Annotated in this window: 26 protein-coding genes and 1 pseudogene; 15 read left to right on the top strand and 12 right to left on the bottom strand. The window is 70.6% G+C overall.

Annotated features, from left to right (window positions below):
- Positions 1–20: 20 nt before the first annotated feature.
- A complete protein-coding gene (locus C8250_RS16280; protein ID WP_138356751.1) occupies positions 21–593 on the bottom strand; it encodes a TetR/AcrR family transcriptional regulator in 573 nt (190 codons plus the stop codon).
- A gap of 146 nt (positions 594–739) precedes the next feature.
- Here C8250_RS16280 and C8250_RS16275 point away from each other — a divergent pair, with 146 nt between their 5' ends.
- The 3 genes from C8250_RS16275 to C8250_RS16265 all read left to right on the top strand — a co-directional run bounded on the left by C8250_RS16275 (position 740) and on the right by C8250_RS16265 (position 5,195).
- A complete protein-coding gene (locus C8250_RS16275; protein WP_138356752.1) occupies positions 740–3,226 on the top strand; it encodes a glycoside hydrolase family 3 C-terminal domain-containing protein in 2,487 nt (828 codons plus the stop codon).
- A 299-nt stretch (positions 3,227–3,525) separates the two neighbouring features.
- Positions 3,526–4,356 carry an EI24 domain-containing protein gene (locus C8250_RS16270; protein WP_138356753.1) on the top strand — a complete coding sequence of 277 codons (831 nt, stop codon included), beginning with the start codon at positions 3,526–3,528 and terminating at the stop codon, positions 4,354–4,356.
- Between the two features lie 83 nt (positions 4,357–4,439).
- Positions 4,440–5,195: a class I SAM-dependent methyltransferase gene (locus C8250_RS16265; RefSeq protein WP_187144865.1), complete on the top strand. Its 756-nt coding sequence runs from the start codon at positions 4,440–4,442 to the stop codon at positions 5,193–5,195.
- An 87-nt stretch (positions 5,196–5,282) separates the two neighbouring features.
- Here the strand turns inward: C8250_RS16265 and C8250_RS16260 are convergent, their stop codons facing one another.
- Together C8250_RS16260 and C8250_RS16255 are read right to left on the bottom strand one after the other, a co-directional pair.
- Positions 5,283–6,767, bottom strand: coding sequence for an MFS transporter (locus C8250_RS16260; protein ID WP_138356755.1), 1,485 nt, complete (start codon positions 6,765–6,767; stop codon positions 5,283–5,285).
- Positions 6,768–6,846: 79 nt separating this feature from the next.
- Positions 6,847–7,728, bottom strand: a complete 882-nt coding sequence (locus C8250_RS16255; RefSeq protein WP_138356756.1) for an SGNH/GDSL hydrolase family protein — start codon at positions 7,726–7,728, stop codon at positions 6,847–6,849.
- 259 nt (positions 7,729–7,987) lie between these two features.
- On the opposite strand from C8250_RS16255, the gene C8250_RS16250 reads away from it, so the two are divergent.
- The 3 genes and pseudogenes from C8250_RS16250 to C8250_RS16240 form a co-directional block, all read left to right on the top strand.
- Positions 7,988–8,482: a DUF3145 domain-containing protein gene (locus tag C8250_RS16250; protein WP_138356757.1), complete on the top strand. Its 495-nt coding sequence runs from the start codon at positions 7,988–7,990 to the stop codon at positions 8,480–8,482.
- 63 nt (positions 8,483–8,545) lie between these two features.
- Positions 8,546–9,421 (top strand): NAD(P)-dependent oxidoreductase, encoded by an 876-nt coding sequence (locus C8250_RS16245; protein WP_138356758.1) that lies wholly within the window; start codon positions 8,546–8,548, stop codon positions 9,419–9,421.
- Positions 9,422–9,489: 68 nt separating this feature from the next.
- A pseudogene (locus tag C8250_RS16240) lies at positions 9,490–9,891 on the top strand (3-oxoacyl-[acyl-carrier-protein] synthase III C-terminal domain-containing protein); the annotation flags it as partial.
- 94 nt (positions 9,892–9,985) lie between these two features.
- Here the strand turns inward: C8250_RS16240 and C8250_RS16235 are convergent.
- The 5 genes from C8250_RS16235 to C8250_RS16215 all read right to left on the bottom strand — a co-directional run bounded on the left by C8250_RS16235 (position 9,986) and on the right by C8250_RS16215 (position 14,916).
- Positions 9,986–11,248: a beta-ketoacyl-[acyl-carrier-protein] synthase family protein gene (locus tag C8250_RS16235; RefSeq protein WP_138356759.1), complete on the bottom strand. Its 1,263-nt coding sequence runs from the start codon at positions 11,246–11,248 to the stop codon at positions 9,986–9,988.
- A 59-nt stretch (positions 11,249–11,307) separates the two neighbouring features.
- On the bottom strand, positions 11,308–11,556 hold the full coding sequence (locus C8250_RS16230; RefSeq protein ID WP_138356760.1) for an acyl carrier protein: 249 nt from the start codon (positions 11,554–11,556) through the stop codon (positions 11,308–11,310).
- A gap of 68 nt (positions 11,557–11,624) precedes the next feature.
- On the bottom strand, positions 11,625–12,638 hold the full coding sequence (locus C8250_RS16225; RefSeq protein ID WP_138356761.1) for a ketoacyl-ACP synthase III: 1,014 nt from the start codon (positions 12,636–12,638) through the stop codon (positions 11,625–11,627).
- Positions 12,635–13,630, bottom strand: coding sequence for an ACP S-malonyltransferase (locus tag C8250_RS16220; RefSeq protein ID WP_138356762.1), 996 nt, complete (start codon positions 13,628–13,630; stop codon positions 12,635–12,637). Before C8250_RS16220 ends, C8250_RS16225 begins: the two co-directional genes overlap by 4 nt.
- Before the next feature lie 89 nt (positions 13,631–13,719).
- Entirely contained in the window at positions 13,720–14,916 is a 1,197-nt protein-coding gene (locus C8250_RS16215) for a helix-turn-helix domain-containing protein (protein ID WP_138356763.1), read from the bottom strand.
- A 71-nt stretch (positions 14,917–14,987) separates the two neighbouring features.
- Here C8250_RS16215 and C8250_RS16210 point away from each other — a divergent pair, with 71 nt between their 5' ends.
- Entirely contained in the window at positions 14,988–15,647 is a 660-nt protein-coding gene (locus tag C8250_RS16210) for a pirin family protein (protein WP_138356764.1), read from the top strand.
- Positions 15,648–15,694: 47 nt separating this feature from the next.
- Here the strand turns inward: C8250_RS16210 and C8250_RS16205 are convergent, their stop codons facing one another.
- Positions 15,695–16,510, bottom strand: coding sequence for a serine hydrolase domain-containing protein (locus C8250_RS16205; RefSeq protein WP_138356765.1), 816 nt, complete (start codon positions 16,508–16,510; stop codon positions 15,695–15,697).
- A gap of 78 nt (positions 16,511–16,588) precedes the next feature.
- Here C8250_RS16205 and C8250_RS16200 point away from each other — a divergent pair, with 78 nt between their 5' ends.
- Together C8250_RS16200 and C8250_RS16195 are read left to right on the top strand one after the other, a co-directional pair.
- On the top strand, positions 16,589–17,065 hold the full coding sequence (locus tag C8250_RS16200; protein WP_138356766.1) for a MerR family transcriptional regulator: 477 nt from the start codon (positions 16,589–16,591) through the stop codon (positions 17,063–17,065).
- A 53-nt stretch (positions 17,066–17,118) separates the two neighbouring features.
- Positions 17,119–18,123, top strand: coding sequence for an aldo/keto reductase (locus tag C8250_RS16195; RefSeq protein WP_232486049.1), 1,005 nt, complete (start codon positions 17,119–17,121; stop codon positions 18,121–18,123).
- Here C8250_RS16195 and C8250_RS16190 read toward each other — a convergent pair.
- Positions 18,101–18,826 (bottom strand): DUF4429 domain-containing protein, encoded by a 726-nt coding sequence (locus tag C8250_RS16190; RefSeq protein ID WP_138356768.1) that lies wholly within the window; start codon positions 18,824–18,826, stop codon positions 18,101–18,103. The two genes, C8250_RS16195 and C8250_RS16190, sit on opposite strands and share 23 nt — an antisense overlap.
- 107 nt (positions 18,827–18,933) lie before the next feature.
- Entirely contained in the window at positions 18,934–20,139 is a 1,206-nt protein-coding gene (locus tag C8250_RS16185; protein ID WP_244809164.1) for an alpha/beta hydrolase, read from the bottom strand.
- Positions 20,140–20,434: 295 nt separating this feature from the next.
- On the opposite strand from C8250_RS16185, the gene C8250_RS16180 reads away from it, so the two are divergent.
- Positions 20,435–20,794, top strand: a complete 360-nt coding sequence (locus C8250_RS16180; protein WP_138356769.1) for a peptidase inhibitor family I36 protein — start codon at positions 20,435–20,437, stop codon at positions 20,792–20,794.
- 64 nt (positions 20,795–20,858) lie between these two features.
- A complete protein-coding gene (locus C8250_RS16175) occupies positions 20,859–21,116 on the top strand; it encodes a small hydrophobic protein (RefSeq protein WP_138356770.1) in 258 nt (85 codons plus the stop codon).
- A 96-nt stretch (positions 21,117–21,212) separates the two neighbouring features.
- Here C8250_RS16175 and aceE read toward each other — a convergent pair whose 3' ends face one another.
- Positions 21,213–23,945, bottom strand: coding sequence for a pyruvate dehydrogenase (acetyl-transferring), homodimeric type (gene aceE / locus C8250_RS16170; RefSeq protein ID WP_138356771.1), 2,733 nt, complete (start codon positions 23,943–23,945; stop codon positions 21,213–21,215).
- A 381-nt stretch (positions 23,946–24,326) separates the two neighbouring features.
- Here aceE and C8250_RS16165 point away from each other — a divergent pair, with 381 nt between their 5' ends.
- The 4 genes from C8250_RS16165 (at position 24,327) to C8250_RS16150 (ending at position 26,685) form a co-directional block, all read left to right on the top strand.
- Complete coding sequence (locus C8250_RS16165) at positions 24,327–24,767, top strand: DUF3052 domain-containing protein (RefSeq protein WP_138356772.1); 441 nt, start codon at positions 24,327–24,329, stop codon at positions 24,765–24,767.
- 124 nt (positions 24,768–24,891) lie between these two features.
- Positions 24,892–25,350 (top strand): peroxiredoxin, encoded by a 459-nt coding sequence (locus tag C8250_RS16160; protein ID WP_138356773.1) that lies wholly within the window; start codon positions 24,892–24,894, stop codon positions 25,348–25,350.
- A gap of 98 nt (positions 25,351–25,448) precedes the next feature.
- The gene (locus C8250_RS16155; RefSeq protein ID WP_138356774.1) at positions 25,449–26,024 is read left to right on the top strand and encodes a TerD family protein; all 576 of its coding nucleotides are present in this window, start codon (positions 25,449–25,451) and stop codon (positions 26,022–26,024) included.
- Between the two features lie 85 nt (positions 26,025–26,109).
- Positions 26,110–26,685, top strand: coding sequence for a TerD family protein (locus C8250_RS16150; RefSeq protein WP_138356775.1), 576 nt, complete (start codon positions 26,110–26,112; stop codon positions 26,683–26,685).
- Positions 26,686–26,733: the final 48 nt, after the last annotated feature.

Below are 26,733 nucleotides of genomic sequence, written 5' to 3'. Positions count from 1 at the left end.
CACCCCCAGGGGTGCGGCCCTTACGTGTTTCCGGTACCGCCCAGCAGGGCGACGAAGTCGCGGAACGCCGCCGCCATGTCCACCGCCTCCGGATCCAGCAGCCACTGCACCTGCAGGCCGTCCATGACGGCGACGAGCAGCGGAGCCGCCCGCCCCGGGGTGAGGCCGCCCGGCAGCCGGTCGCCGAACTCCGCGCGCAGCATGTCGGCCGCGCCCTCGCGCACCCAGCGGTAGCGCTCCTCGAAGTAGGGGCGGGCCGGATGGTCCTCGGTGACGCTGTCGCCCGCGAGGACCGTGAAGGTCTGCACGATGCCGGGCCGGGTCGCGTTGTACTCGACCAGGGACGTCAGCATCTCCAGCGGCCATGTCGTGCCGTGCAGCGCCGTGGAGGCCACGTCCCACTGGTCGCGCGCCGCCAGCACCGCGACCAGGAGCGCCTCCTTCGTCGGGAAGTAGTGCAGCAGCCCCTGCTGGGTCAGTCCCACCCGCTCGGCCACCGCGCCGAGGGAGGCCCCCCGGTAGCCGCGTTCGGCGATCACTTCCACCGCGGCCTGGATGATCTCCGCCCGCCGGTCTCCGGTCGTTCTGGACACCGTGCCCCCTTCGTTCGGCCGTGAGCCTAATCGAACCTGATCGGTGAAAGATTTAAGTAACGTATCTGTAACTTACCCTACCGATCTACAGGTGGGTGAGGTGAGGATGGGCGCGGGACGACACCGAGGGACAGAGGGAGCAGACGATGACGGACACCGGGCGCACGGCCATCGAGGACGCGGTCGAGGCCGCGCTGGGCAAGCTGGACCTGGACGCGAAGGCACGGCTGCTGTCCGGCCAGGACATGTGGACGCTGCCCGCGCTGCCGGAGATCGGCCTCGGTTCGCTGGTGATGTCCGACGGCCCGATCGGGGTGCGCGGGGTGCGCTGGACCGCCGACGACCCGTCGATCGCGCTCCCCAGCCCGACCGCGCTCGCCGCGACCTGGGACCCGGAGCTGGCCCGCAGGGCCGGCAACCTCCTCGCCCAGGAGGCCCGCCGCAAGGGCGTGCACGTCCTGCTGGCGCCGACGGTGAACCTGCACCGCTCCCCGCTCGGCGGACGGCACTTCGAGGCGTACTCCGAGGACCCGTACCTCACCGGGGAGATCGGCACCGGCTACGTGGCGGGCGTCCAGGCGGGCGGCGTCGGCACCACCGTCAAGCACTTCGTGGCCAACGACGCCGAGACCGAGCGCTTCACCGTCGACAACGTGGTCGGTACCCGCGCGCTGCGCGAGCTGTACCTGGCGCCGTTCGAGGCCATCGTCAAGAACGCCCACCCGTGGGGCATCATGTGCGCCTACAACGGCGTCAACGGCACCACGATGAGCGAGCACCACTACCTGCAGAACGTGGTGCTGCGCGGCGAATGGGGCTTCGACGGCTACATCGTCTCGGACTGGATGGCCGCCCGCGACACCGTCGGCGCCGTCAACGGCGGCCTGGACGTGGCCATGCCCGGCCCGCGCACCGTCTACGGCGAGGCGCTGGCCGCCGCCGTCCGGGGCGGGAGCGTCGAGGAGCCGGTGGTCGACGCGGCCGTCCGCAACGTGCTGCGGCTCGCCGCCCGCGTCGGCATCCTGGACGGTGTCCCGGCCGCCGTCGCCGAGGCGGACCGGCCGGCCGGGATCGACGGCGAGGCGCTGGCCCGCGAGATCGCCCGCCGCGCCTTCGTCCTGGTGCGCAACGAGACCGTGGCCGGCGGCGGCCGCGCGCTGCCCGTCGACGCCTCGGCCGTCCGCGGCATCGCCCTGATCGGCGCCGCGGCCCGCGACGCCCGGGTGCTCGGCGGCGGCTCCGCGCAGGTCTTCCCCGACCACATCGTCTCCCCGCTCGACGGCCTGCGCGCCGCGCTGCCCGAGGGCTTCGCGCTGAGCTACGCGGTCGGCGCCGACCCCAGCGACGAACTCTCCGTCGCCGACAGGGGCTTCACGCTGCGCGCCGTCGCCCGCGACGCCGAGGGCCGGGAGCTCGGCTCCGAGCGGATGCCCAACGGCATGGTGCAGTGGCTCGGCGACATGCCGGAGGGCGTCAGCTACGACGAGGTCACCACCGTCGAGGCCACCGGCACCTTCACCCCCCGCGAGAGCGGTGCGCACGCCTTCGGCACCCGCGGCCTCGGCGGCTTCCGGCTCGTCGTCGCCGGGACCGTGCTCTTCGACGGCGAGCAGTCCGCCGACCACGCCGACCCGTTCGAGGCGTTCTTCGGATCCCCGGTGCCGCGCGGCACGGTGGAACTGACCGAGGGCGAGACCGTCGACGTCAGCCTCACCTACACCGTCGCGAAGTTCGCCGACGCCCCGATCCAGGCGATCGGCTTCTCCTTCGTGCACGGAGAGCCGGAGCGCGACCCCGACCAGCTGATCGAGGACGCCGTCGCGGCGGCCGCCGCCGCCGATACCGCGATCGTTGTCGTCGCGACCACCGAGCGCGTCGAGAGCGAGGGCTTCGACCGCACCGATCTGCGGCTGCCCGGCCGCCAGGACGAGCTCGTCGCCCGCGTCGCCGCGGTGAACCCGCGCACCGTCGTCATCGTCAACTCCGGCTCCCCGGTGGAGATGCCGTGGCGCGAGGACGTCGCCGCGGTGCTGCTCGGCTGGTTCCCCGGCCAGGAGGCGGGCGCCGCGCTCGCCGACGTCCTGCTCGGCGCCGAGGAGCCGGGCGGCCGGCTGCCCACGACCTGGCCGGTCGCCCTGGCGGACGTACCCGTCACCCAGGTCACCCCGCAGGACGGCACGCTCTCCTACGACGAGGGCGTCTTCATCGGCTACCGCGCCTGGGAGAAGGCCGGCGCCACCCCCGCGTACGCCTTCGGCCACGGCCTCGGATACACCGACTGGGCCTACGAGTCGGCGGAGTTCGAGCGCGGCGAGGGCGAGGGCGAGGCGCTGGGCACGCTCACCGTCCGCGTCCGCAACACCGGTTCGCGCCCCGGACGGGAAGTCGTCCAGGTCTATCTGGCCCCCGCCGCCGACGCGGTCGAGCGGCCGGCCCGCTGGCTGGCCGGCTTCGCCTCCGTTCAGGCAGGACCGGGGGAGAGCGCCGAGGTCGTCGTCGAACTGCCGCGCCGGGCCGCCGAGGTGTGGGACGAGGCGGACGGCGGCTGGCTGCTGGTCCCCGGGCACTACGAGGTCGAGGCCGGCCGCTCGCTCGCCGACCTCCGGGTGAGCGCCCCGCTCGACCTTCCGTAACACCCGCGAAGCCCGTGCCGGACCGGCCGGACCGGACGGGAACCCCATGACCGGGGCGGGGCGCCCTGACGCGCCCCGCCCCTTTCCGGCCCTCCCCGGCCGGGCCGTCCGACCCAGGGCCTGGCCGGCGGATCATGAACGGCCCCTTCGCCGCCTGGCACGGCAGCTCGCGGCGTTGCCAAAACGCGCACATACGAAAGCGTATGCGGGCATTCCGGCGCCTTGCGATCCACCGCACCGGACGACGCCTGGACCGCCCCTGATCCGCCGGACGGGCCCTGGTCGTTAGGGTGACGCCCATGCGTGATCTCACGACCGGTCTGAAGTACTTCCTGGAAGGCCAGCGCTGGGTGGCGCGGCACCGGAGGTGGTGGGGATTCGGGCTGCTGCCCGGCCTGATCGCCCTGGTCCTCTACATCGCGGCGCTCGTCGCCCTCGGCTTCTGGGCGGACGACCTGTCGTCCTGGGCGACGCCGTTCGCGGACGGCTGGGACACCCCCTTCCGGTCGCTGCTGCGCTGGACGCTGACCGTCATCGTCTTCAGCGGCGGCCTGCTGCTGGCGATGGCGACCTTCACCGCCGTGGCGCTGCTGATCGGCGACCCGTTCTACGAGTCGCTCTCGGAACGCGTCGAGGAGATGGAGGGCGGCGCACCGCCCAAGCCCGACATCCCGCTCTGGCGCGAGATCCTCACCTCGGTACGGGACAGCCTGTCCGTGCTGGCGCGGGTGGCGGCCTTCGGACTGCTGCTCTTCGCCTGCGGCTTCATCCCGGTGGTCGGCCAGACCGTCGTCCCCGTCGTGGGCATCTGCGTCTCCGGCTTCTTCCTGACCACCGAGCTCACCTCGGTCGCCATGCGGCGCCGCTCCGTCCCGCTGCGGACCCGGCTGCGACTGCTGCGCGGCCGGCTCCCGCTGGCGCTCGGCTTCGGCGTGCCGCTGGTCCTCCTGTTCCTGGTGCCGGTCATCGCCGTCTTCGCGATGCCGGGCGCCGTCGCGGGCGCCGCACTGCTGGTGCGCGAACTCGTCCCGGCACCCGACCCCGATCCGGCGGCCGACCCGGATCCGGTGCCCGACGAGGAAAATGACGAACACCATGACGACGCGACGGGAACCGTTCCGGCCTCCTAGATATGTCCATGCGAGAGACCGCATCGACATGGGGGGGAACCCGGTCCATGCGGAAGTCCGCAGTGACATGGGAGGGGACGTTCATGCCGGAGCGCACGAACCAGTACGACGAGAACGAACACAGCTACCGCACGTACTGGCAGGACCGGAGCTACGAGCACGATGCCGAGGTCGCAGCGCTCCGCTCGCTCCTGGACGGCCGGCGGTTCGGCCACGCGGCCGACGTCGGCGGCGGCTACGGCCGTCTCGTCCCCGTACTGCGGGAGTTCGCCGATCACGTCACGCTCGTCGACTCGAGCAGGAAGCAGCTTTCGGACGCCGAGGAGTTCCTCGCCGGTGAGACCAACGTCGCGATGCGGCTGATGAGCGCGGGCCGGCTCGGCATGGACGAGGCCAGCGTGGATCTCGTCACGATGATCCGCGTCATGCACCATCTGCCCGACCCGGTGCCCGCCCTGTCCGAGATCGCCCGGCTGCTGCGGCCGGGCGGCATCGCCGTCATCGAGAGCGCCAACCTCGCGCACGCCGCCAACCGGGTCCGCTACGCCGCCCGCCGGCAACGCATCCCCACCGAGCCGGTCGACATCCGCTCCGCCGAGAACCGCGAACGGGACTCGATCCCCTTCGTCAACCACCACCCGCGCAAGGTCGCCGAGCAGCTCGCGGCGGCGGGTCTGACGGTGGAGCGGACGCTGTCCGTCTCCAACCTGCGCAGCAGCAAGCTCAAGAAGTTCGTGCCCCACCAGGCCCTGGCCCGCGCCGAGGGCGCCCTCCAGTCGCCCCTGGCGAAGGTGTCGTTCGGGCCGAGCATGTTCTTCCTGGCGCGCAAGGCAGGTTGAGAACGTCCTCAAGCGCCGGACGGGCTGGAAATTCCAGCCCGTCCGGCGCTTGAGGACACCAGCCTGTCCGGCGTTCGAGGGCGCTTCTCAGACGAGGGCGAGTTCCCGGTCGGCCGTGACGTCCGCTTCCGCTTCCTCCGCGGAGCGGACCGTCTTCGGGAGGAAGAAGCCGAGCACGAAGGCCAGCGCGATCAGTCCCACCGTGCACAGCGCCGTCGTCCCCGCGGCGTCCAGCGCGGCGTCGATATGGCCGGCGGGACCGGGCCGGGCGTCGCTGAGGATGTTGAAGAAGACGGTGCCCAGGACGGCGAAGCCGAGCGTCATGCCGAGCTGCTGGAGCGCCTGCAGGGTGCCCGAGGCGGAGCCGATCTCGTGGCCGTCGACGCCGTTGAGGATGATGTCGAAGAGCGGCACGAAGATCATGCCCATCCCGGCGCCGCCGACCAGCAGCGGGGCGGCGAAGTCCCAGTCCGTGATGTCCGCGCCGGCCCACTGGAAGACGCCGTGGAGGGCGAGCAGTCCGCCGCCCATCAGGAGCAGGCCGAGGTGCAGGATCCGGCGGCCGAGGCGGGCCATCATGATGCCGCCGAAGGCGGAGCCGAAGAGCGCGCCCAGCGCCCAGGGCGCCGTGGTCAGGCTGGAGTGCAGGGCCGTGTAACCGAGGCCGAGCTGCAGGAAGATGCCGAGGGTGAGGATCATGCCGCCCATGGACGCGGTGAAGGCGATGGCGAACGCGACCCCGGAGACGTAGGCCCGCTTGGTGAAGACGCTGGGCTCCACCAGCGGCGTACGGCCCGAGCGCTTGCGCAGCACCTGGTAGCGGGCGAAGACGGCCAGGACCGGCAGCGAGGCGACGAGCATCACCAGCACCCAGGTGGGCCAGCCCAGTTCACGGCCCTGCACCAGCGGGAAGACCAGCAGGAAGGCGCCGGTTCCGGCGAGCAGCACCCCGGGGAGGTCCAGCCGCGCGCCGCGGGCGGTCGGGGCCACGTCCGGCAGGTACTTCCAGCCCATCACGAACGCGAACGCGCCGATCGGCAGGTTGATGCCGAAGATCATGCGCCAGCCGGTACCGAACAGGTCGGCGTGGATCAGCACGCCGGCGATGATCGGGCCCATCACCGCGGACAGCCCCATCAGCGGACCGAAGATCCCCCACGCCTTCTTCATCTCGGAGGCGGGGAACAGGTCCCGGGTCAGCCCGAAGCCCTGCGGCAGCATCACCGCGCCGCACACTCCCTGCGCGATCCGCGCCACGATCAGCATCTCCGGGGACTGCGCCGCCGCGCACATCATCGAGGTGACGGTGAACCCGGCGATCCCGGCCAGCAGGACCCGCTTGCGGCCGTACATGTCGCCCAGTCGTCCGCCGGTGAGGAGCGCGACCGCCATGGCGAGGGTGTAGCCCGCCGCGATCCACTGGAGGTCGGCGTACGAGCCGCCAAGTCCGGTGCGGATCGCGGGCGCCGCGACATTGGCGACGGTCGAGTCCAGCAGGTCCATGACGCTCGCCGCGATGACGGCGGTGTACCCGAGCCAGCGGTACCGGTGAAGTGCGTTCTTCGTGTCCATGAGCAGTACGTTACGGACCCTTGCGGTCAGCTTCTGTCCGCAAGGAACAGGGGAGTTGAAGGGGTCGGAAGCAGCTGTTTCACGGCTTCGCGAACGCCGCCGTGTAGAGGATCCGGGCGAGCTGCGCCTGGCCCTGGGCGTTGGGGTGGAACCAGTCCCAGCTGCTCAACTCGTCCGACGTGAAGCGGTAGTCGAAGACCGCGCCGCCGTCGTAGCGGCAGTGCTGGTACTTCGCGCAGACCTCCTTGAGGACCGAGTTGTACGCCACCACGCGCGCCCGGACCGCGTCCCGCCGGCTCTGCGCGCTCTCGCTCACCGAGTCCGCGTCGCGCAGCATCGAGGGGCAGATGCCGAGCTTCCAGATCTGCTTGCCGAGCGGGTTCTCCTTGCCCACCTCCCACAGCCGCTTGAGGTCGGGAATGCTCGCCACGAACACCTGGGACTTCGGCAGGGCGCTGTGCAGCCCGGTCATCGCCCGGGTGAAGTCGGCGCGGAAGTCGGCCACCGGTGTCATGTCGTCGACGGAGTCCCGGCAGGCGTCGTTGGAGCCCATCAGGACCGTCACCAGTGACGGTTTCTTCGCGGCGGCCGCCACCGCCTGGTCCGGCAGATCCGACATCCGGGCGCCGCTCTTGGCGAGGTTCCAGCTGTTGGCGGCGATGCCGGTGGCGGTCAGTACCCGCCCGGCGATGCTGTCCACTTGGCTGCGGGTGCCGGTGACCCAGGAGACCTCGGGGCAGTCCGCCAGCAGGGAACAGGCGTCGAAGCCACGGGTGATGGAATCGCCCAGCGCGGCGATCGACGCGGGGTGCGCGTTCCACGTGGGGGTGGGCCGGGGAACAGGTTTGCGGCTGACCGGGGCGGCCGGCTTCTCGTCCGGTGCGGGTCCCCCTCCGGAGCATCCGGCCAGCAACAGGGAGGCGGCGGCAGCGGCCACGCAGCCTCGCAGGAACGGTCGCATCCGGTGATCCCCTCCGACGAGTGGGTGACATCTGGTCCGAGCCCGACGGTACGTCACTCCTCTGGAGACGCCGCACGGTAGCTTTTCCCTGACAGCCCAGGAGAACCGGCGGGAGGTTTACCGAAGCCCAGTTGGCAGGAGTTCACTCTTGTCCTGTTTGTTATCAATGGTGCAGAATATCTAATGTTGCCCCGGAAGCAGCCGGTTCGGGCGTGAGGCCGCTGGGGAAGGCGAACCTCGTCCCACACTGGAGGTACCGGTGACGACACGTGGAGTTCTGTACGTTCACTCCGCACCGCGCGCGCTGTGCCCGCACGTCGAATGGGCTGTCGCGGGCGTCCTCGGCGTGCGCGTAAGCCTCGACTGGATCCGCCAGCCCGTCTCACCGGGCACCTGGCGGGCCGAGTTCTCCTGGCAGGGGGAGCCCGGTACGGCCTCGAAGCTGGCGTCCGCCCTGCGCGGCTGGCACCTGCTGCGCTTCGAAGTCACGGCCGAACCCTGCCCGGCCGCCGAAGGGGAGAGATACAGCTGCACCCCCGAACTCGGCATCTTCCACGCCGTCACGGGCATGCACGGCGACATCCTCATCCCCGAGGACCGGCTCCGCGCCGCGCTCCAGCGGGCCCGCACCGGTGAGGCGGATCTGGAGACCGAGGTCGGCAGGCTGCTCGGCAAACCGTGGGACGACGAGCTCGAACCGTTCCGGTACGCGGGCGAGGGCGCACCGGTGCGCTGGCTGCACCAGGTCGTGTGACGCCCCCTCACGTTCCGCCCGCGCCCTTGCCGTAGGTCCCGTCGCGGGGTCTAACGTGCCGGTATGGACGACACACTTTCCGTAGCGGTGCTCGGCACCGGCCTCATGGGCGCGGGCATGGCGCGCAACCTCGCCGCCGCCGGGCTCGAAGTGCGCGCCTGGAACCGCACCCTCGCCCGCGCCGAGCCGCTGGCCGCCGCCGGAGTGCACATCACCGGCGACCCGGTCGAGGCGGTCCGCGGCGCGGACGCCGTCGTCACCATGCTGCTCGACGGCCCGTCCGTGCTCCGGACGATGCGGGAGGCGTCCCCCGGGCTGCGCGAGGGTGTGGTGTGGGCCCAGATGTGCACCGTGGGGCCCGACGCGCTGGCACCGCTGGCGGCCCTGGCCCGCGAGCGTGGCGCGCACTTCGTCGACGCGCCCGTGCTCGGCACCCGGTCGGCCGCGGAAGCGGGTCAATTGACGGTGCTGGCGGCCGGCCCGGAAGCCGCCCGGCCGGTGGCGGGCCGGGTCTTCGACGCCGTCGGGCGCAAGGTCCTGTGGCTGGGCGACGACGGCGGGAAGGGAGCGGCCAGCAGCCTCAAGCTGGTTCTCAACAGCTGGGTGCTGGCGGTCACCAACGGCGCGGCCGAGGCGATGGCCCTGGCCAAGGGCCTGGACGTGGACCCCCGGCACTTCTTCGAGGCGCTCGACGGCGGCCCGCTCGACCTGCCGTATCTGCGTCTGAAGGCCGAGGCGATGCTCAGTGGTGACTTCGCACCGAACTTCACGGTCGACGGCGCGCTGAAGGACGCCCGGCTCATCGTCGCCGCCGGCGAGGCGCACGGCGTCCAGCTGGACGTGGCCGCGGCGGGCGCGGAGCGCTTCAGCCGCGCGGCCGGCCAGGGGCACGGCGGCGAGGACATGGCGGCCTCGTACTTCGCGAGCTTCGACACGTAGCGGCCGGTACCTCGCTCAGTTCGCGGCGGGTCCGTCCAGCAGCCGCGCCACCGCGCGGCGGGCGCGGCGGCTCCGACCCCGCCCGCGGGGACGCCGTCCGCCTCCAGGACGACTGGCAGCCGCGCTTCCGGCAGAACGGCCAGACCGTCTTCCGCTGGGCCACCACCGAGTTGGCACCCGTCGCCGTCGAGGCCTGCCGCCGCGCCGGCCTCACCCCCGCGGACCTGGGCGGTATCGTCACCCACCAGGCGAACCTGCGGATCATCGACTCGCTGGTGCGCCAACTGGATGCCCCGCAGGCCGTCGTGGCCCGCGATGTCACGGTCTCGGGCAACACGTCCGCCGCCTCGATCCCGCTGGCGCTCTCCAAGCTCGTCGAGGACCGCACGATCCCGCGGGGCGCCCCGGTGCTGCTGCTGGGCTTCGGCGGCGGTCTCTCCTGGGCCGCTCAGGTCGTGGCCTGCCCGTAAGGACGTCGCCTGCCCGTGAACGGGCGCCTGACGCGAGAACGGCCTGTTCCCCGGTCGGCGGACCGGGGAACAGGCCGTTTCGGCGCTGTGGCTGTCAGACGGTGCGGAACGCCAGGACGACGTTGTGACCGCCGAAGCCGAACGAGTTGTTGAGGGCGATGACCGGTCCCTCCGGCAGCGGCTTCGCCTCGGTGGAGACCAGCTTCGCGTCGACCTCGTCGTCCAGCTCGACAATGTTGATCGTCGGCGGGGCGAGGCGGTTGTGGAGCGCGAGCACGGTGGCGACGGACTCGATGCCGCCCGCGCCGCCGAGCAGGTGCCCGGTCATCGACTTCGTGGCGGAGATCGCGATGTGGTCCAGCTCGTGGCCCAGCACCTTGGCGAGCGCCTTGACCTCGGCGACGTCACCCTGCGGGGTCGAGGTGGCGTGCGCGTTCAGGTGCATGATCTCGGAGGTGTTCAGACCGGTGGAGGCGATCAGGTGCTCCAGCGCGGCGGAGATGCCGCGGCCGGTCGGCTCGGGCTGGGCGATGTGGTGGCTGTCCGCGGACAGGCCCTGGCCCAGCGCCTCGCAGTAGACCTTGGCGCCGCGCTGCGCGGCGTGCTCGGCCGACTCCAGGACGATGACGCCCGCGCCCTCACCGAGGACGAAGCCGTCACGGCCCTTGTCGTACGGGCGCGAAGCGCCGTGCGGGTCGTCGTTGTTCTTCGACATCGCCATCATGTTGGCGAAGGCGACGATCGGCAGCGGGTGGATGGCCGCCTCGGTGCCGCCCGCGACGACCACATCGGCGCGGCCGGTGCGGATCATCTCGATGGCGTAGCCGACCGCTTCCGCGCCGGAGGCGCACGCGCTCACCAACGAGTGAACGCCGGCCCGCGCGTTGACCTCGAGGCCGACGTTGGCGGACGGGCTGTTCGGCATGAGCATGGGAACGGTGTGCGGGGAGACCTTGCGGACGCCCTGCTCCTTGAGCACGTCGTACTGGCCCAGCAGCGTCGTGACGCCACCGATGCCGGAGGCGACGACGGTGCCGAGCCGGTCCGGGTCGATCGAGGAGTCCTCGCCGGCCTTGGCGGTGAAGCCCGCGTCGGCCCACGCCTCACGGGCCGCGATCACCGCGAACTGCGCCGAGCGGTCCAGCTTGCGCAGCAGCGGGCGCGGCAGGATCTCCGACGGTTCGACGGCGATCTGACCGGCGATGCGGACCGGCAGCTCAGCTGCCCAGTCCTGCTCCAGGGCGCTGATACCGGAACGTCCGGCGACCAGGCCTTCCCAGGTCGACGCGCTGTCGCCACCCAGCGGTGTGGTTGCGCCGATACCGGTGACGACCACGGTGCGATTGGTCGAGTTCACAGGAATGTCTCTCCACGTATAGAAGGGCGGGCGACAGACACGTCGTCCCAGGGGGTATGTCAGGCCTGGTTCTTGAGGATGTAGTCGACGGCGTCGCCGACGGTCTTCAGGTCCTTGACGGCGTCGTCCGGGATCTTGGTCTCGAAACGCTCTTCAGCGGCCACGACGACCTCGACCATGGACAGGGAGTCGACGTCCAGGTCGTCGGTGAAGGACTTCTCCGTCTGGACGTCCTCGACCGGGATGCCGGCGATCTCGTTGACGATCTCGGCGAGGCCTTCGAGGATCTCTGCCTGGGTGGCGGCCATTACGGCGCTCCTTATGTGTTGCGGGGGAGTGCGGCGTGCGGGACTGCGGCGCCGCGAAGGGGTTGTGACTAGGGGAGAGTAACCACAGTTGCGGCGTACACGAGACCCGCCCCGAAGCCGATGAGCAGGGCGGTGTCGCCGCTCTTGGCCTGGCCGGTGGCCAGCAGCCGCTCCATCGCCAGCGGGATGGAGGCCGACGAGGTGTTGCCGGTGGTCGCGATGTCGCGGGCGATCGCGACATGCTCCGGCAGCTTCAGTGCCTTGATCATCGAGTCGATGATGCGCATGTTCGCCTGGTGCGGGATGAACACATCGAGCTGTTCCGCGGTGATCCCGGCGGCGTCCAGCGCCTGCTGGGCCACCTTGGCCATCTCGAAGACCGCCCAGCGGAAGACCGTCTGGCCCTCCTGGCGCAGCGCCGGGAACTTCCCCGTCTCCGGCTGGCCGCCGGCGCGGAAGACCTCCCACGAGTCGGTCTGGGCGATCACATCGGACTTGTCGCCCTCCGAGCCCCAGATCGAGGGGCCGATGGCGGGCACGTCGGACGGGCCGACCACGACCGCGCCGGCGCCGTCGCCGAAGAGGAAGGCGGTCGCCCGGTCGGTCAGGTCGGTCAGGTCGCTCAGCCGCTCGACCCCGATCACCAGCACGTTCTTGGCGCTGCCGTCGGTGACCATGCCCTTGGCGAGCGTCAGCCCGTAGGCGAAGCCGGCGCAGGCCGCGGAGATGTCGAACGCGGCGGCCTTGCCCGCGCCGAGCCGGAACGCGATCTCGGTCGCGATGGCCGGGGTCTGCTTGAAGTGCGAGACGGTCGCGACGATCACCGCGCCGATGTCCTCGGCCGACAGACCCGCGTCCGCGAGCGCCTTGCCCGAGGCCTCGATCGACATCTCGGCGACGGTCTCCGACTCGTTCGCCCAGTGGCGCGTGGAGATGCCGGAGCGGGAGCGGATCCACTCGTCGCTGGAGTCGATCGTCTCCAGGATCACCTCGTTGGGGACCACCCGGGTCGGCCGGTAGCCGCCGACCCCGCGAATCCGCGCGTACGGGGCACCCTGGCTGGGCTGGATCTTCGCCGTCATGTCTGGGGTGACTCCTCTTCGGCCGCGGGATGGATGAGCGGCAGGGACGCGCCGCCGGCGTCCGGGTCGCCGTGCTCGGCGACGATCGCGCGAGCCGCGTCGATGTCGTCCGGGGTCTTCAGGGCCAGCGTCTTGACGCCCGGCAGCGCGCGCTTGGCCAGGCCGACCAGCGTGCCGGCCGGCGCCATCTCGATGATGGCGGTGACGCCGAGCTCCTTGAACGTCTCCATGCACAGGTCCCAGCGGACCGGGTTGGAGACCTGCTGGACCAGCCGGCGGACGATCTCGTCGCCACTGCCGACGACCTGGCCGTCGGCGTTCGACACATAGCGGATACCCGGATCGTGCACGGTCACACCGGGCACGAGGGCCTCCAGCGCGGACACCGCGGGAGCCATGTGGTGGGTGTGGAACGCGCCGGCCACCTTCAGGGCGATGACGCGGGCCTTCTCGGGCTTGTCCTCGGCGAGCGCGGCCAGCTGCTCCGCGGTACCGGCGGCGACGATCTGTCCGCCGCCGTTGATGTTCGCCGGGGTCAGGCCGAGCTTCTCCAGGTGGGCGAGGACCTCTTCGGGGTCGCCGCCGAGCACCGCGGACATGCCGGTGGTGGTGACGGCCGCGGCCTTGGCCATGGCCAGTCCGCGCTGTCGCACCAGGGCCATCGCCGATTCCGCGGTGATCACCCCGGCACCGGCGGCGGCGGTGATCTCACCGACGCTGTGTCCGGCGACCGCGCCGACCGCGCGCCGGCCGTCGGCCGGGTGCGGGAACAGCGACAGGGCCGAGACCAGTCCTGCGGCCACCAGCAGCGGCTGGGCCACGGCGGTGTCGCGGATCTCGTCCGCGTCGGCCTTCGTGCCGTAGTGGACAAGGTCGAGCCCCGCCACCGCGGACCACCAGTGAAGGCGGTCGGCGACGCCGGGAAGGTCGAGCCAAGGAGTCAGGAAGCCGGGCGTCTGGGCACCCTGGCCGGGAGCGACGAGTACGAGCACGTACACACTCTCTCTCGCGGGCGGGTCTCACCGCCCGTGGGGACAGGGACGAAGAACTGCTGGACGATTTGTTGGTGTCCAACAAAAACTCAGGGTGATTGATCGGCGGCGGACAGTCGTCCCAGGATGAGGGCGATGCGCAGCGTGAACGCCGAACGTACGTCGGAGGGCGACCATCCGGTGACATCCGTCACACGTCGCAGCCGGTAGCGGACGGTGTTTGGGTGAACGAACAACATCCGCGCGGCCCCTTCGAGCGACGAGGCCTGTTCGAGGTAGACACTCAGCGTTTCGAGGAGCGCGGAGCCCGCTTCCTCCAGCGGTCTGTAGATCTCCTCCACCAGCTGTTCACGCGCGTAACGGTCGCCGGCCATCGCACGCTCGGGCAGCAGGTCGTCCGAGACGACCGGCCGGGGCGCGTCCGGCCAGGCGGCGCACGCCTTGAGACCGGCGGCGGCGGCCTGTGCGGAACGGGTGGCGGACAGCAGGTCCCCGACGACCGGTCCGGCCACCACGGGGCCCGCCGCGAACGGGGCGATCAGTGATTTCGCGACCTTGAGCGGCTCGCCCTCACCGCCCGCGATCACCACCAGCCGCTCACCGAGCACCCCGGTGAGCACCTGCAGCTTCGCGTGCCGAGCGGCCCGCCTGATGGCCTCCACCGTCAGCTCGCTGTCGCCGTTCGGCGCGGTCCCGAGCACCACCACGATCTTGTCGGGCGAACTCCAGCCCAGCGCCGCCGCGCGCGACAGCACCCCCTCGTCCGCCTCACCGGACAGCACCGCGTTGACGACCAGCGACTCCAGGCGCGCGTCCCACGCGCCCCGGGCCTCGGCCGCCTGCGCGTACACCTGGGCGGTGGCGAACGCGATCTCCCGGGCGTAGACCAGCAGCGCCTCGCGCAGCACGGACTCGTCACCGGGCGCCGCCACCTCGTCGATGGCCGCTTCCATCACCTCGATGGTGGTGCGCACCATCTCCACGGTCTGCCGCAGCGAGATCGCCCGGGTCAGCTCCCTGGGCGCGGTCCCGAACACATCCGTGCTGATCGCCTGCGGCGCCTCGGGATGCCGGAACCACTCGGTGAACGCCGCGATGCCCGCCTGCGCCACCAGCCCGATCCAGGACCGGTTCTCCGGTGGCATCGCCCGGTACCACGGCAGCTGCTCATCCATCCGGGCGATGGCGTTCGCCGCGAGCCGGCCGGACGACTTCTCCAGTCGGCGCAGCGTCGCGGCGTGCTCAGCGCGGACGGGCTTTTTCGGGGGCTGCGGAGTGTCGGGCACGGGACAAGACTGCCTTATCCCCGGGGGCGCACGGCGCCGGGGTGCGCGCCGGTCGCTTGTACGGTGGCGGAATGATCGACGTTCGGCGCGGTGCGCAGCGGTACGCCGGGGGTGATCCCGCCGCGGGGATCGAGACCCTCCACGCGTTCTCGTTCGGCTCCCACTACGACCCCGGCAACCTGCGCTTCGGGCCGCTGATGGCGTGCAACGAGGAGCGGCTGGCGCCCGGCGCCGGCTTCGCGGAGCACCCGCACGGGGGAGTCGAGATCGTGACGTGGGTGATCGAGGGCGAGCTGGGGCACCGGGACTCCGCGGGCCACGAGACCGTGGTGCGGGCCGGCGAGGCACAGCTGCTCAGCGCCGGCGACGGCGTCCGCCACGTCGAACGCAACGCCGGGGAGAGCCCGCTGAGGTTCCTTCAGATGTGGCTGGAGCCCGCGGTGTTCGGCGGCGGCCCGCGCTACGGCGTCGAACACGGCACGCCCTTCGTCCCGCTCCGGCAGCCGCACGCGGCACTGTCCGTCGGCCGCGGCCCGGGCGAACTGCCGGCCGCGCCCTTCGTCTACGTGCACGTGGTGCGCGGCAGCGTCCGGCTGGCCGACGAGACCCTCGAAGCGGGCGACGCGGCGCGCATCACCGATGAGGAGGGGCTTCTGGTGCAGGCGGCGGCGGGCCCGGTGGAGTACCTCGTCTGGGAGATGCGTCCGGTGCCGCGCGACCCGGCGGACTAGGGCGCGTGCCAGGCGTCGTGGGCCAGGCGGGACTTTCGCGACACGCCCTAGGCCCGCAGCTCCGCGAGGACCGCGTCCGTCAGCGCCGGCCACAGCGGGACCGCCCATTCGCCCCAGGCGCGGTCGGTGAGGCAGACGCACGCGGCGCCCGCGTCCGGGTCGACCCACAGGAAGGTCCCGGTCTGGCCGAAGTGCCCGAAGGTGCGCGGGCTGGAGGCGGAGCCGGTCCAGTGCGGGGTCTTGGAGTCCCGGATCTCGAAGCCGAGCCCCCAGTCGTTGGGGTTCTGGTGGCCGTAGCCGGGCAGCACGCCCTTGAGGCCGGGGAAGACGACGGACGTCGCCTCGTCGAGGGTCGACGGGTGCAGGATGCGCGGCGCCTGCAGTTCGGCGGCGAAGCGGACGAGGTCCTCGACGGTGGAGACACCGTCGGCGGCGGCCGAGCCGGGCAGCGTGGTGGCGGTCATCCCCAGCGGCTCCAGGACGGCTTGGCGCAGGTACTCGGGGAACGGGATGCCGGTGGCCTTGGCGATGTGGTCGGCGAGCACCTCGAACCCGGCGTTGGAGTAGAGCCGGCGGTCACCGGGCGGCGCCATGACGCGGTGCTGGTCGAAGGCCAGCCCCGAGGTGTGGGAGAGCAGATGGCGCACCGTCGAGCCCTCGGGGCCCGCCGGGTCGTCGAGCTCGAAGACACCCTCCTCGCAGGCGACCAGCGCCGCGTAGGCCGTCAGCGGCTTGGTGACGGACGCGAGCCGGAACGGCTCACCGACCGGGCCGTGGGTCCCGGCCACCGTGCCGTCCCGGCGGACGACGGCCGCGGCCGCCGTGGGGACGGGCCAGTTCCGGATCTCACGCAAGCTCTCCATGGGGCGAGCGTAACGCGGCCGGAAAAGATCTCCTGAGGCGCTTGCTTCGAGTGCACTCCAAGTCCGTAGCGTAGGGGCATGACCGTAACGCAGGTGGCTGTGACGAAGGTGGCGAGGACCAGGGCCGGCCGGATCGCCAGCTGTGACGACCAGGCCTCGATTCTGCGGCCCGACGGGCAGGACCAGTACACGATCAGCGAAGTGGTCACGGTGACCGGGCTGAGCGCGCACACCCTGCGCTGGTACGAGCGGATCGGACTGATGCCGCACGTCGACCGCTCCCACACCGGGCAGCGCCGCTACACCAACCGCGATCTGCATTGGCTGGCCTTCGTCGGCAAGCTCCGGCTGACCGGGATGCCGGTCGCGGACATGGTCAGGTACGCGGAGATGGTGCGCGAGGGCGAGCAGACCTTCGCCGCGCGGCAGGAGCTGCTCGTGGCGCACCGTGAGGACGTGCACCGGCGGATCGCCGAGCTGCAGGACACCCTCGCGGTACTGGACTACAAGATCGACATGTATGGGGGCGCCCAGCGGGCGCCGGAGAGGGTCTGACCCTGATGAGCGACAACGCGAGCACCGAGAACGGCACGGAAGCCGGCACGGAAATGATCGACACCGTACGGCTGGGCACGGACGGACCGCTGGTCGGCGTCCAGGGCCTGGGCTGCATGGGCATGAGCGAGTTCTACGGCGAGACCGACGTGGACGCGGCGCGGGCGACGCTGGAAGCGGCCCTCGAGGCGGGCGTCACGCTCTTCGACACCGCCGACGCCTACGGCTCGGGGGCGAACGAGGAGTTCCTCGCCCCGTTCGTGAAGGCGCACCGGGACGGGATCACGCTGGCGACCAAGTTCGCCATAGAGCGCAGGGCGGACGACGCGACGTACCGCGGCGTCCGCAACGACCGGGCGTACATCCGGCAGGCCGTCGAGGGCAGCCTGCGCCGGCTGGGCACGGACGTCATCGACCTCTACTACATGCACCGCCGTGACCCGGGCGTCCCGTTCGCGGAGTCCGTCGGCGCGATGGCCGAGCTGGTCGCGGAGGGCAAGGTCCGGTACCTGGGTCTGTCCGAGGTGACGGGCGCGGAGCTGCGCGAGGCGCACGCCGTGCACCCGATCGCCGCGCTGCAGTCCGAGTGGTCGCTGTTCAGCCGGGATGTGGAACGCAGCGCGGTACCGGCCGCCGCCGAGCTGGGCGTGGCCTTCGTGCCGTACTCACCGCTGGGCCGGGGCTTCCTGACCGGCTCGTTCCTGGACGCCACGACGGATCTGAGCGGTGGCGACTACCGGCAGCACCAGCCCCGGTTCACCGGTGAGAACGCCAAGCGGAACGCGGATCTGCTGGACCCGGTCCGCAAGGCCGCCAAGGCGCACGGGGCGACGCTCGGCCAGATCGCGCTCGCCTGGGTGCAGCAGCGGGCCCAGGTGCACCAGCTGACGGTGGTGCCGATCCCGGGCACCCGCAAGGTCAGCCGCGTGCTGGAGAACACCGGGGCGACCCGGATCACTCTCGACCGGATCGAGCTGGAGTGGCTGGAACCGATCGCCGAGCACGTCGCGGGCGACCGCTACCCGGACATGAGCTCTACTTCCGCCGCGCGCGAGTAGCCGTCTGCACGGCGGCCAGCACGGACGCGGCGAACGGCAGCGATTCATGGACCTGCCCGTAGCCGAGCCCGAAGACCACCGCGGCCGGGTTCTGGTCGGGGTCGCCGGGGTGTTCGGTGTCGTCGTTCGGCCGCAGCCGCAGATAGCCGTGCAGCAGCTCGGGGGAGCGCCAGTCGACCCCGCTCAGGCCGGCGACCGGGAAGTGCTGGTCGCCGGCCTTCCACTTGGCGGTCGAGGCGCCCGTCCAGAACCAGCGGAAGGACACCGCGCGGCCGTCGAAGGCGGCCCTGGCGTCGTACGCCTTGAACGACTGCGGCCCGGTGGGCGCGGCGACCAGGAAGCGGTCGGCCGGTTCGCCGGTGTCGTTGTCGGAGACCGCGACCCGTAGCTCGTCCGTGTAGTACTCGGCGAGGGTCTCGCGGTCGGCCGGCAGCACCAGCCGGTAGGGGTCCGCGGAGTCCTTCAGCTGCCCGCCCGCCGCTTCCATCAGGGGATCGGCGCCAGGCCGGGGCAGGGCGCGCAGCACGACCGTGCCGCGCTTGCCGGGAACGAGCTCGACGCCGGTCAGCGCGGCGTACGGGATCCGGCGCTCGCCGAGCGTCTGGAGCAGCTTCGAATTGCGCACCCCGCGCTCGTACCGGATGACCACGGCATCCGTGTCGAACTCCCACACGGCGTTGGATCCGGCCAAAACGTCACCCATGTGGCTCATCGTAGGGCCGAATGTGGGATCAACTGCCGAACCGGCCGCAAAAACGCGCGTGGGGTGGTTCCGGGCGCCAGGCCCGGAACCACCCCTGCGACTCCGGCTCAGCCCTGGCCGAGGCCCGACGCGCAGTCCTCGCGGTTCGGCGCACACTGCACCGCGCCGTACTGGCCGAGGGCGATGTCGGTGAAGTTCGCCAGGCTCTCGGTGTCGGGAGCGAAGTAGCCGGGGTGCCCCAGTGCGCCCTCGGTACCGACCACACGGGCCCCGAAGGACGCCGAGACCGGGTCGGCGCCATGCCCGAGGCCGGCGATCTCCAGGTGCGGCACCTCGCCGATCCAGTCGCTCGGATCGCGGGCGGCCCACACATTGGCGGAAGTGTGCAGCTGCGCGGCGCGGCTCACCCGCATCCCGGGGCTGCCGAAGACGGTGATGTCGGAGATCTTCTCCGACGGCAGGCCAGGAGCGGCCACACCGCAGAGCACCGAGCCGTACGAGTGGCAGAACAGCGAGATGCGCGCGGTGGACGGCAGCGCCTCGACCAGCGAGTTCAGCCGGACCGCGCCGTTCTCCGCCAGCTCGCCGGTGGAGGCGTCGAGACCGACACCCGACGGCGTCGTGTAGTTCGCCCAGGCGATCACCGCGGTGTGCGCGGACGGGTCCTGGGCGCGTTCGGCCGAGTACAGGGCGCGCGCCATGCCGACCGGGGCCGCGTACGACTTCGCGGTGCGTTCGAACGTGCTGATGTCGGTGTCCACACCCGGCACGACCACGGCCACCCGGTCGGCGGTACCGAGATCACCGAAGACCTCGGCGGCCCGGCCGGCTCCGGTCGGGTCGAAGGCGAGGATCTGCCGGCCGTCGCTCAGCAGCGAGGCGTAGCGGTGGGCGCGCTTGTCCGCGTCCTTGCGGCCTGCCGGTGTGAGCAGCGAGCTGTGCGAGCGGGCGATCTCCGTGACGCGCGTCTGGGCGAGCGCCACCCGGTTGGCGAGATAGCGCACGCTCACCGGCGCGCCGTCCAGGTTGCCGACGACGAGCGGGTAGCGGTTGGCGAGCTGCCGGGTCTGGCCCGCGGTCAGCGTCGCGAAGAAGTGCGCTATCGAGTCGGCACCGGCCGAGGCGCTGGGCAGCTTGTGCCCGGCCACCGAGCCGTGCAGCCACGACACCAGTGCCGCCGCCCGCGGATCCTCGGCGCCCTTGTGCGGCCGGATGGCGGTCCAGCCGGTGGTCGCGAGCATGACGAAGATGACGGCCAGGGCCAGCAGGGCCCGGATGGACGTTGCATTGAAGCGCTCATCGAATGGGGTCACTCAGTATTGCCTCGCGAAATCGTCCCGGACGCGCACGCCGGCCCGGTCCGTCGGCAGAAGGTGCGCGGGGGGTGTGGTGGCCCCTCGGAGGTTTGCGGTATCTCCGCCAGCGTAGAAGACGCAGGGCCATGCCTGAGCCAAGGGTGACTCAAGTCACGTTTCGAAAGTGACTGTACGGGCCAAGCGACTGGGGCGGCCGTTACCGGTGGGGCGGGCCGTGCGCAATCCCCCTATCAGGGGGAACGTGTCCGGCCGCTCTTGTGGGCGCCGCGCCGGCCGCACCAGCCTGAGCCGCATGAACACGATCCTCACCGCCGCCGCCCTGGCCGCCGCGCTGCTGCCCGTCACCGCCCTCGCCCCGGCCTCCGCCGCGTCCTCCGGGGCCTGCGATCCGGGCCAGCTGTGCCTGTGGGGCAAGGCCGGCTACAGCAGCGCCCGGCAGGCCCATGAACTCGCCGACACCGGCATCGACAACTGCGTGCCGCTCCCCGCGGGCACCCCCGCCCGCTCCTTCGTCAACCGGATCGGCCGGCCGGTCACCACCTACCAGAGCGCGGAGTGCGCCACCGAGGCCGAGTTCGACACCTATCCGACGGGTACCTGGGTGCCCGAATCCCGTTACACCGTCCGGGCGTTCAAGGTCTGGGAGAACTGACACCGCATGGGCGGCCGGGGGCGGGGAACACGAACGGCGAGCCCCGAAACCTTACGGAGGGACGATGGCCACCCGAACCCGCACCCGTACCCGTATGCGTTCCCGCAGCCGGTCCGACATCGGAACGATCGCCGTCGTCGGCGCCGTCTGCGCCGTCGTCGGCTTCTTCGTCCTGGGGATCGTCCTCGGACCCCTCGCGATCATCTTCGGCTGGCTCGCCATGGGCCGCAGCTGGCGTGGCGCGAAGTCGATCCCCGCGGTCGTCGCCGTCGTCCTCGGCGCCTTCGACACCGTCGTCGCCGTCCTCTGGCTGGCGCAGTAGCCGGTCCGGAAGCCGAACGAAAACGCCGGGCCCGCACCACGGAAAGTGGTGCGGGCCCGGCGTTCGAAACGTGAGACGTACCGCCTCGGGGCTATCTCAGGCGTCGCCGCCCGCGGCGCCGGGGTCGGCCGCCGAGACGTCGAGCAGCTGGTAGCGGTCCACGGCCTGCTTGAGCACCGAACGGTCGACCTTGCCGTCACGGGCGAGCTCGGTGAGCACCGCCAGGACGATCGACTGGGCGTCGATGTGGAAGAAGCGACGGGCCGCGCCACGGGTGTCGGCGAAACCGAACCCGTCGGCACCCAGCGACTGGTACGTGCCCGGCACCCAGCGCGAGATCTGGTCCGGCACCGCGCGCATCCAGTCCGAGACCGCCACGAACGGGCCCTGCACACCGGCGAGCTTGCTCGTGATGTACGGGACGCGCTGCTCCTCCTCGGGGTGGAGCAGATTGTGCTCCTCCACCGCGATGGCGTCACGACGCAGCTCGTTCCACGAGGTGGCCGACCAGACGTCCGCCTTGACGCCCCAGTCCGCCGCGAGGATCCGCTGCGCCTCGACGGCCCACGGAACCGCCACACCCGACGCCAGGATCTGCGCCGGAACGGTGCCCTCGGTGCCCTCCGCGTACCGGTACAGGCCCTTGAGGATGCCTTCGGCGTCCACATCGGCCGGCTCGGCCGGGTGCTGGATCGGCTCGTTGTAGACGGTCAGGTAGTAGAAGACGTCCTCGGCGTTCTCGCCGTACATCCTCTTCAGACCGTCCTGCACGATGTGCGCGATCTCGAAGCCGAACGCCGGGTCGTACGCGACGACGGCCGGGTTGGTCGAGGCGAGCAGCTGCGAATGGCCGTCCGCGTGCTGCAGGCCTTCACCCGTAAGGGTGGTCCGGCCCGCGGTCGCGCCGAGCACGAAACCACGCGCCAGCTGGTCCGCCATCTGCCAGAACTGGTCACCGGTGCGCTGGAACCCGAACATCGAGTAGAAGACGTAGACCGGGATCAGCGGCTCGCCGTGCGTGGCGTAGGCCGAGCCCGCCGCGATCAGCGAGGCCGTACAGCCCGCCTCGGAGATGCCGTCGTGCAGCATCTGGCCGGTCGGCGACTCCTTGTACGCGAGAAGCAGATCGCGGTCGACCGCCTCGTACTGCTGGCCCAGCGGGTTGTAGATCTTCGCCGACGGGAAGAACGCGTCCATACCGAAGGTGCGGTACTCGTCCGGGGCGATCAGCACGAAACGCTTGCCGATCTCCTTGTCCCGCATGAGCTCCTTGAGGATGCGGACGAACGCCATGGTGGTGGCGATCGACTGCTGACCGGAGCCCTTCTTGGCCGGCGCGTACGCCTTCTCGTCCGGCAGCGGCAGCGGCTTCGCGCGCACCACACGGGTCGGCACATAGCCACCGCACGCCTTGCGGTGGTCGTGCATGTACTGGATCTCTTCGGAGTCGCGACCCGGGTGGTAGTACGGCGGGTAGCCCTCGTCGAGCTGCTTGTCCGTGATCGGGATGTGCAACCGGTCGCGGAAGCGCTTGAGGTCCTCGGTCGTGAGCTTCTTCATCTGGTGGGTCGCGTTGCGGCCCTCGAAGTTCGGACCGAGCGTCCAGCCCTTGATGGTCTGGGCGAGGATCACCGTCGGCTGGCCCTTGTGGGCCTTGGCCGCCGCGTACGCCGCGTAGACCTTCTTGTGGTCGTGACCACCACGGCCGAGGTGCAGGATCTGCTCGTCGGTCATGCCTTCGACCATCTTGCGCAGCCGCTGGTCGTCACCGAAGAAGTGCTCACGGATGTAGCCGCCGGTCTCGGTGGCGTACGTCTGGAACTGTCCGTCCGGCGTGGTGTTCATCTTGTTGACCAGGATGCCGTCGCGGTCCTGGGCGAGCAGCGGGTCCCAGCTGCGGTCCCAGACCAGCTTGATGACGTTCCAGCCGGCGCCGCGGAACTGCGACTCCAGCTCCTGGATGATCTTGCCGTTGCCGCGCACCGGCCCGTCGAGGCGCTGCAGGTTGCAGTTCACGACGAAGGTCAGGTTGTCCAGACCCTCACGGGCGGCGATCGACAGCTGGCCGAGCGACTCCGGCTCGTCCATCTCCCCGTCGCCGAGGTACGCCCATACGTGCGACTTGGAGGTGTCGGCGATGCCGCGCGCCTCCATGTAGCGGTTCATCCGCGCCTGGTAGATCGCGCCGAGCGGGCCGAGGCCCATCGAGACGGTCGGGAACTCCCAGAAGTCCGGCATGAGCCGGGGGTGCGGGTAGCTGGACAGGCCGTACGGGGCCTTCGACTTCTCCTGGCGGAACGCGTCGAGCTGCTGCTCGGAGAGCCGGTCCAGAAGGAAGGCGCGGGCGTAGATACCCGGGGAGGCGTGGCCCTGGAAGAAGATCTGGTCGCCGCCGTCGCCCTCGTCCTTGCCCCGGAAGAAGTGGTTGAAGCCCACGTCGTAGAGGGAGGCGGAGGAGGCGAAGGTGGCGATGTGGCCGCCGACGCCGATACCCGGGCGCTGTGCGCGCGACACCATGACCGCCGCATTCCAGCGGGTCGCGTTCAGGACCTTCCGCTCGATCTCCTCGTTGCCGGGGAAGAACGGCTCGTCCTTGGTCGCGATGGTGTTGATGTAGTCCGTGCTGCGCATCTCGGGCACCGCGACACGCTTCTCGCGGGCGCGCTCGATGAGGCGGAGCATGAGGTAGCGGGCACGCTCACGGCCGCGTTCGTCGATAGCCGCGTCGAGCGAGTCGAGCCATTCCGCCGTTTCCTCGGGATCAAAGTCCGGGACCTGGCTGGGAAGGCCGCCAATGATGATCGGGTTGCGATCGGATCCGGAAGCCACGCTGTTCCTTCGCTACTAGGTCTTGCTCTGCTGGGTCGCGCCGCCTCCATCGTGTACCGCGTCGCCAGAAACGTCATCTCTACTGAGCGGTAACTGCCACTCCGTGAGACGGAGAGGTGCGCAGCGAAGCAGGCCTACGAGAGGCCAAATCAGAACTCTACGCCCACTCGGACGTACGACCGACCCCAGACTTCATTCGTGCACAACCCCGGCAAACCGGCGTGATCTGCGTCACGATTGGACGTGCGGGTTGCGGTGACACGTCACCGTTTAGGCGGTCTCGGCGGCCGGGTACTTGCGCGATCCGCCGCGTCCGTGTGGACTACCGCCAATAACCCCGCACAGGCGCGGGGAGTTTCCCCCCATGACAGGAGGCAAAGCGTGAGCGCGACCGCGGACCACGCGGAGGACCGGACCAACCCGGCTAGCCGGCTTGGATTCGAACCCGGACAGGTGGTCCAGGAACTCGGGTACGACGACGACTGCGACCAGGAGCTCCGAGAAGGTATCGAGGAGCTCACGGGCGAAGAGCTCGCCGATGAGGACTACGACGACGTGCCCGACGCCGTCCTGCTGTGGTTCAGGGAGGACGACGGCGACCTCACCGACACCTTGGTCGACGCCACGTCGACGATCGACGACGGCGCCCCGATCTGGCTGATGACCCCGAAGACCGGCCGTGAGGGCCACGTCGAGCCAAGCGAGATCGGCGAAGCAGCCCAGACCGCAGGTCTGGCCCAAACCAGCACAGTCAACGCCGCCAAGGACTGGTCGGGCAGCCGCCTGGTCACTCCGAAGACGGCCCGGGCCGCAAAGCGGTAGCTCTACCGGACCCTGCTCCGCGCCCCCGTCGACCTCGGTCGCCGGGGGCGCGGTGCGTTCGGCTCCGGACGGCAGTGACAGACTGTCCGTGACCTTTCCGGTACCGAGACGAGGATGTGCCCGCATGGCGATCGAGGTCGGCAGCAAGGCCCCGGACTTCGAGCTGAAGAACCAGCACGGCCAGACCGTGCGGCTCTCCGACTTCCGCGGCGAGAAGAACGTCGTGCTGCTCTTCTACCCGTACGCCTTCACCGGCGTCTGCACCGGTGAGCTCTGCGCCCTGCGCGACGAACTGCCGACGTTCCAGAACGACGACGTCCAGCTCCTCGCCGTCTCCTGCGACGCCCCGTTCTCGCTGCGCGTCTTCGCCGAGCAGGAGGGCCTGGGATACCCGCTGCTCTCCGACTTCTGGCCGCACGGGGACGCCTCGCGCGCCTACGGCGTCTTCGACGAGGAAAAGGGCTGCGCGGTCCGCGGCACCTTCGTCATCGACAAGGACGGCCTCGTCCGCTGGACCGTCGTCAACGGCCTTCCGGACGCCCGGGACCTCAATGACTACGCAAAGGCTCTCGAAGACCTGTAGCCGACGGGAACCGCTCACTAAGCTCAACGCGTTGATCTGTGTACCGCACGACGGGGGCGAGGGTACTGCCTGATACCCCATGACCGTATGGAGGACTCGTGGGAGTCAGCCTCAGCAAGGGTGGCAACGTCTCACTGACGAAGGAGGCCCCGAATCTCACGGCGGTCATCGTCGCTCTGGGATGGGACGCCAGGACCACCACCGGCGCCGATTTCGACCTGGACGCCAGCGCACTGCTGGCCAGCCCCGAGGGCAAGGTCATCTCCGACGCGCACTTTGTCTTCTTCAACAACCTCAAGAGCCCGGACGGCTCGGTCGAGCACCTCGGTGACAACCTCACCGGCTCGGGCGACGGCGACGACGAGGTCATCAAGGTGAACCTGGCCGGAGTCCCGGCCGATGTCGCCAAGATCGTCTTCCCGGTCTCGATCTACGAGGCCGAGAGCCGTCAGCAGAGCTTCGGCCAGGTCCGCAACGCGTACATCCGCGTCGTGAACCAGGCCGACAACAACGAACTGGCGCGCTACGACCTCACCGAGGACGCCTCCACCGAGACCGCCATGGTCTTCGGTGAGCTCTACCGCAACGGCGCGGAGTGGAAGTTCCGCGCCATCGGCCAGGGCTACGCCTCCGGACTGCGCGGCATCGCGCAGGACTTCGGCGTCAACGTCTGAACCCCTCGCGGCGCCGCACACCCGGCAGGGCGTGCGGCGCCGTGCACGTACCGACCTCAGCACGCACGGGGAGGAAGCGAAAACCATGGGCGTCACGCTCGCCAAGGGGGGCAATGTCTCCCTCAGCAAGGCCGCACCGAATCTCACCCAGGTGATGATCGGCCTCGGTTGGGACGCGCGCTCCACCACAGGAGCGCCGTTCGACCTCGACGCCAGCGCCCTGCTGTGCGCCAACGGCCGGGTACTCAGCGACGAACACTTCGTCTTCTACAACAACCTCAAGAGCCCCGAGGGATCCGTCGAGCACACCGGTGACAACCTCACCGGCGAGGGCGAAGGGGACGACGAGGAGATCCTCGTCGACCTCACCAAGGTTCCCGAGCGCGTCGACAAGGTCGTCTTCCCCGTTTCCATCCACGAGGCCGACAGCCGCGGCCAGACCTTCGGCCAGGTCAGCAACGCCTACATCCGCGTCGTCAACCAGTTCGACCAGGCCGAGTTGGCCCGCTACGACCTCTCCGAGGACGCGTCCAGCGAGACCGCAATGATCTTCGGCGAGCTGTACCGCTACAACGGCGAGTGGAAATTCCGTGCAGTAGGCCAGGGGTACGCGTCAGGACTGCGAGGCATCGCCCTAGACTTCGGGGTCAACGTTTCGTAAAGCCGCGCCCTGCGCGGGGGATCTCTCGTAGAGAAGGACTGGGTAGCC

The organism is Streptomyces sp. So13.3 (genome assembly GCF_005860785.2).
Taxonomy (GTDB): Bacteria; Actinomycetota; Actinomycetes; order Streptomycetales; family Streptomycetaceae; genus Actinacidiphila; species Actinacidiphila fildesensis.
Note: the sequence above shows the minus strand (reverse complement) of the source record. Positions and strands in the feature narration are given on the sequence as shown.

Coding starts and splice junctions, on each gene's coding strand:
- C8250_RS16190 (WP_138356768.1), bottom strand. CDS start 18,826: ATGGGTGACGTTTTGGCCGGATCCAACGCCGTGTGGGAGTTCGACACG.
- C8250_RS16255 (WP_138356756.1), bottom strand. CDS start 7,728: ATGCGACCGTTCCTGCGAGGCTGCGTGGCCGCTGCCGCCGCCTCCCTG.
- C8250_RS16265 (WP_187144865.1), top strand. CDS start 4,440: ATGCCGGAGCGCACGAACCAGTACGACGAGAACGAACACAGCTACCGC.
- C8250_RS16260 (WP_138356755.1), bottom strand. CDS start 6,767: ATGGACACGAAGAACGCACTTCACCGGTACCGCTGGCTCGGGTACACC.
- C8250_RS16225 (WP_138356761.1), bottom strand. CDS start 12,638: ATGACGGCGAAGATCCAGCCCAGCCAGGGTGCCCCGTACGCGCGGATT.
- C8250_RS16205 (WP_138356765.1), bottom strand. CDS start 16,510: ATGGAGAGCTTGCGTGAGATCCGGAACTGGCCCGTCCCCACGGCGGCC.
- C8250_RS16230 (WP_138356760.1), bottom strand. CDS start 11,556: ATGGCCGCCACCCAGGCAGAGATCCTCGAAGGCCTCGCCGAGATCGTC.
- C8250_RS16270 (WP_138356753.1), top strand. CDS start 3,526: ATGCGTGATCTCACGACCGGTCTGAAGTACTTCCTGGAAGGCCAGCGC.
- C8250_RS16210 (WP_138356764.1), top strand. CDS start 14,988: ATGATCGACGTTCGGCGCGGTGCGCAGCGGTACGCCGGGGGTGATCCC.
- C8250_RS16275 (WP_138356752.1), top strand. CDS start 740: ATGACGGACACCGGGCGCACGGCCATCGAGGACGCGGTCGAGGCCGCG.
- C8250_RS16160 (WP_138356773.1), top strand. CDS start 24,892: ATGGCGATCGAGGTCGGCAGCAAGGCCCCGGACTTCGAGCTGAAGAAC.
- C8250_RS16180 (WP_138356769.1), top strand. CDS start 20,435: ATGAACACGATCCTCACCGCCGCCGCCCTGGCCGCCGCGCTGCTGCCC.
- C8250_RS16175 (WP_138356770.1), top strand. CDS start 20,859: ATGGCCACCCGAACCCGCACCCGTACCCGTATGCGTTCCCGCAGCCGG.
- C8250_RS16245 (WP_138356758.1), top strand. CDS start 8,546: ATGGACGACACACTTTCCGTAGCGGTGCTCGGCACCGGCCTCATGGGC.
- C8250_RS16200 (WP_138356766.1), top strand. CDS start 16,589: ATGACCGTAACGCAGGTGGCTGTGACGAAGGTGGCGAGGACCAGGGCC.
- C8250_RS16195 (WP_232486049.1), top strand. CDS start 17,119: ATGATCGACACCGTACGGCTGGGCACGGACGGACCGCTGGTCGGCGTC.
- C8250_RS16150 (WP_138356775.1), top strand. CDS start 26,110: ATGGGCGTCACGCTCGCCAAGGGGGGCAATGTCTCCCTCAGCAAGGCC.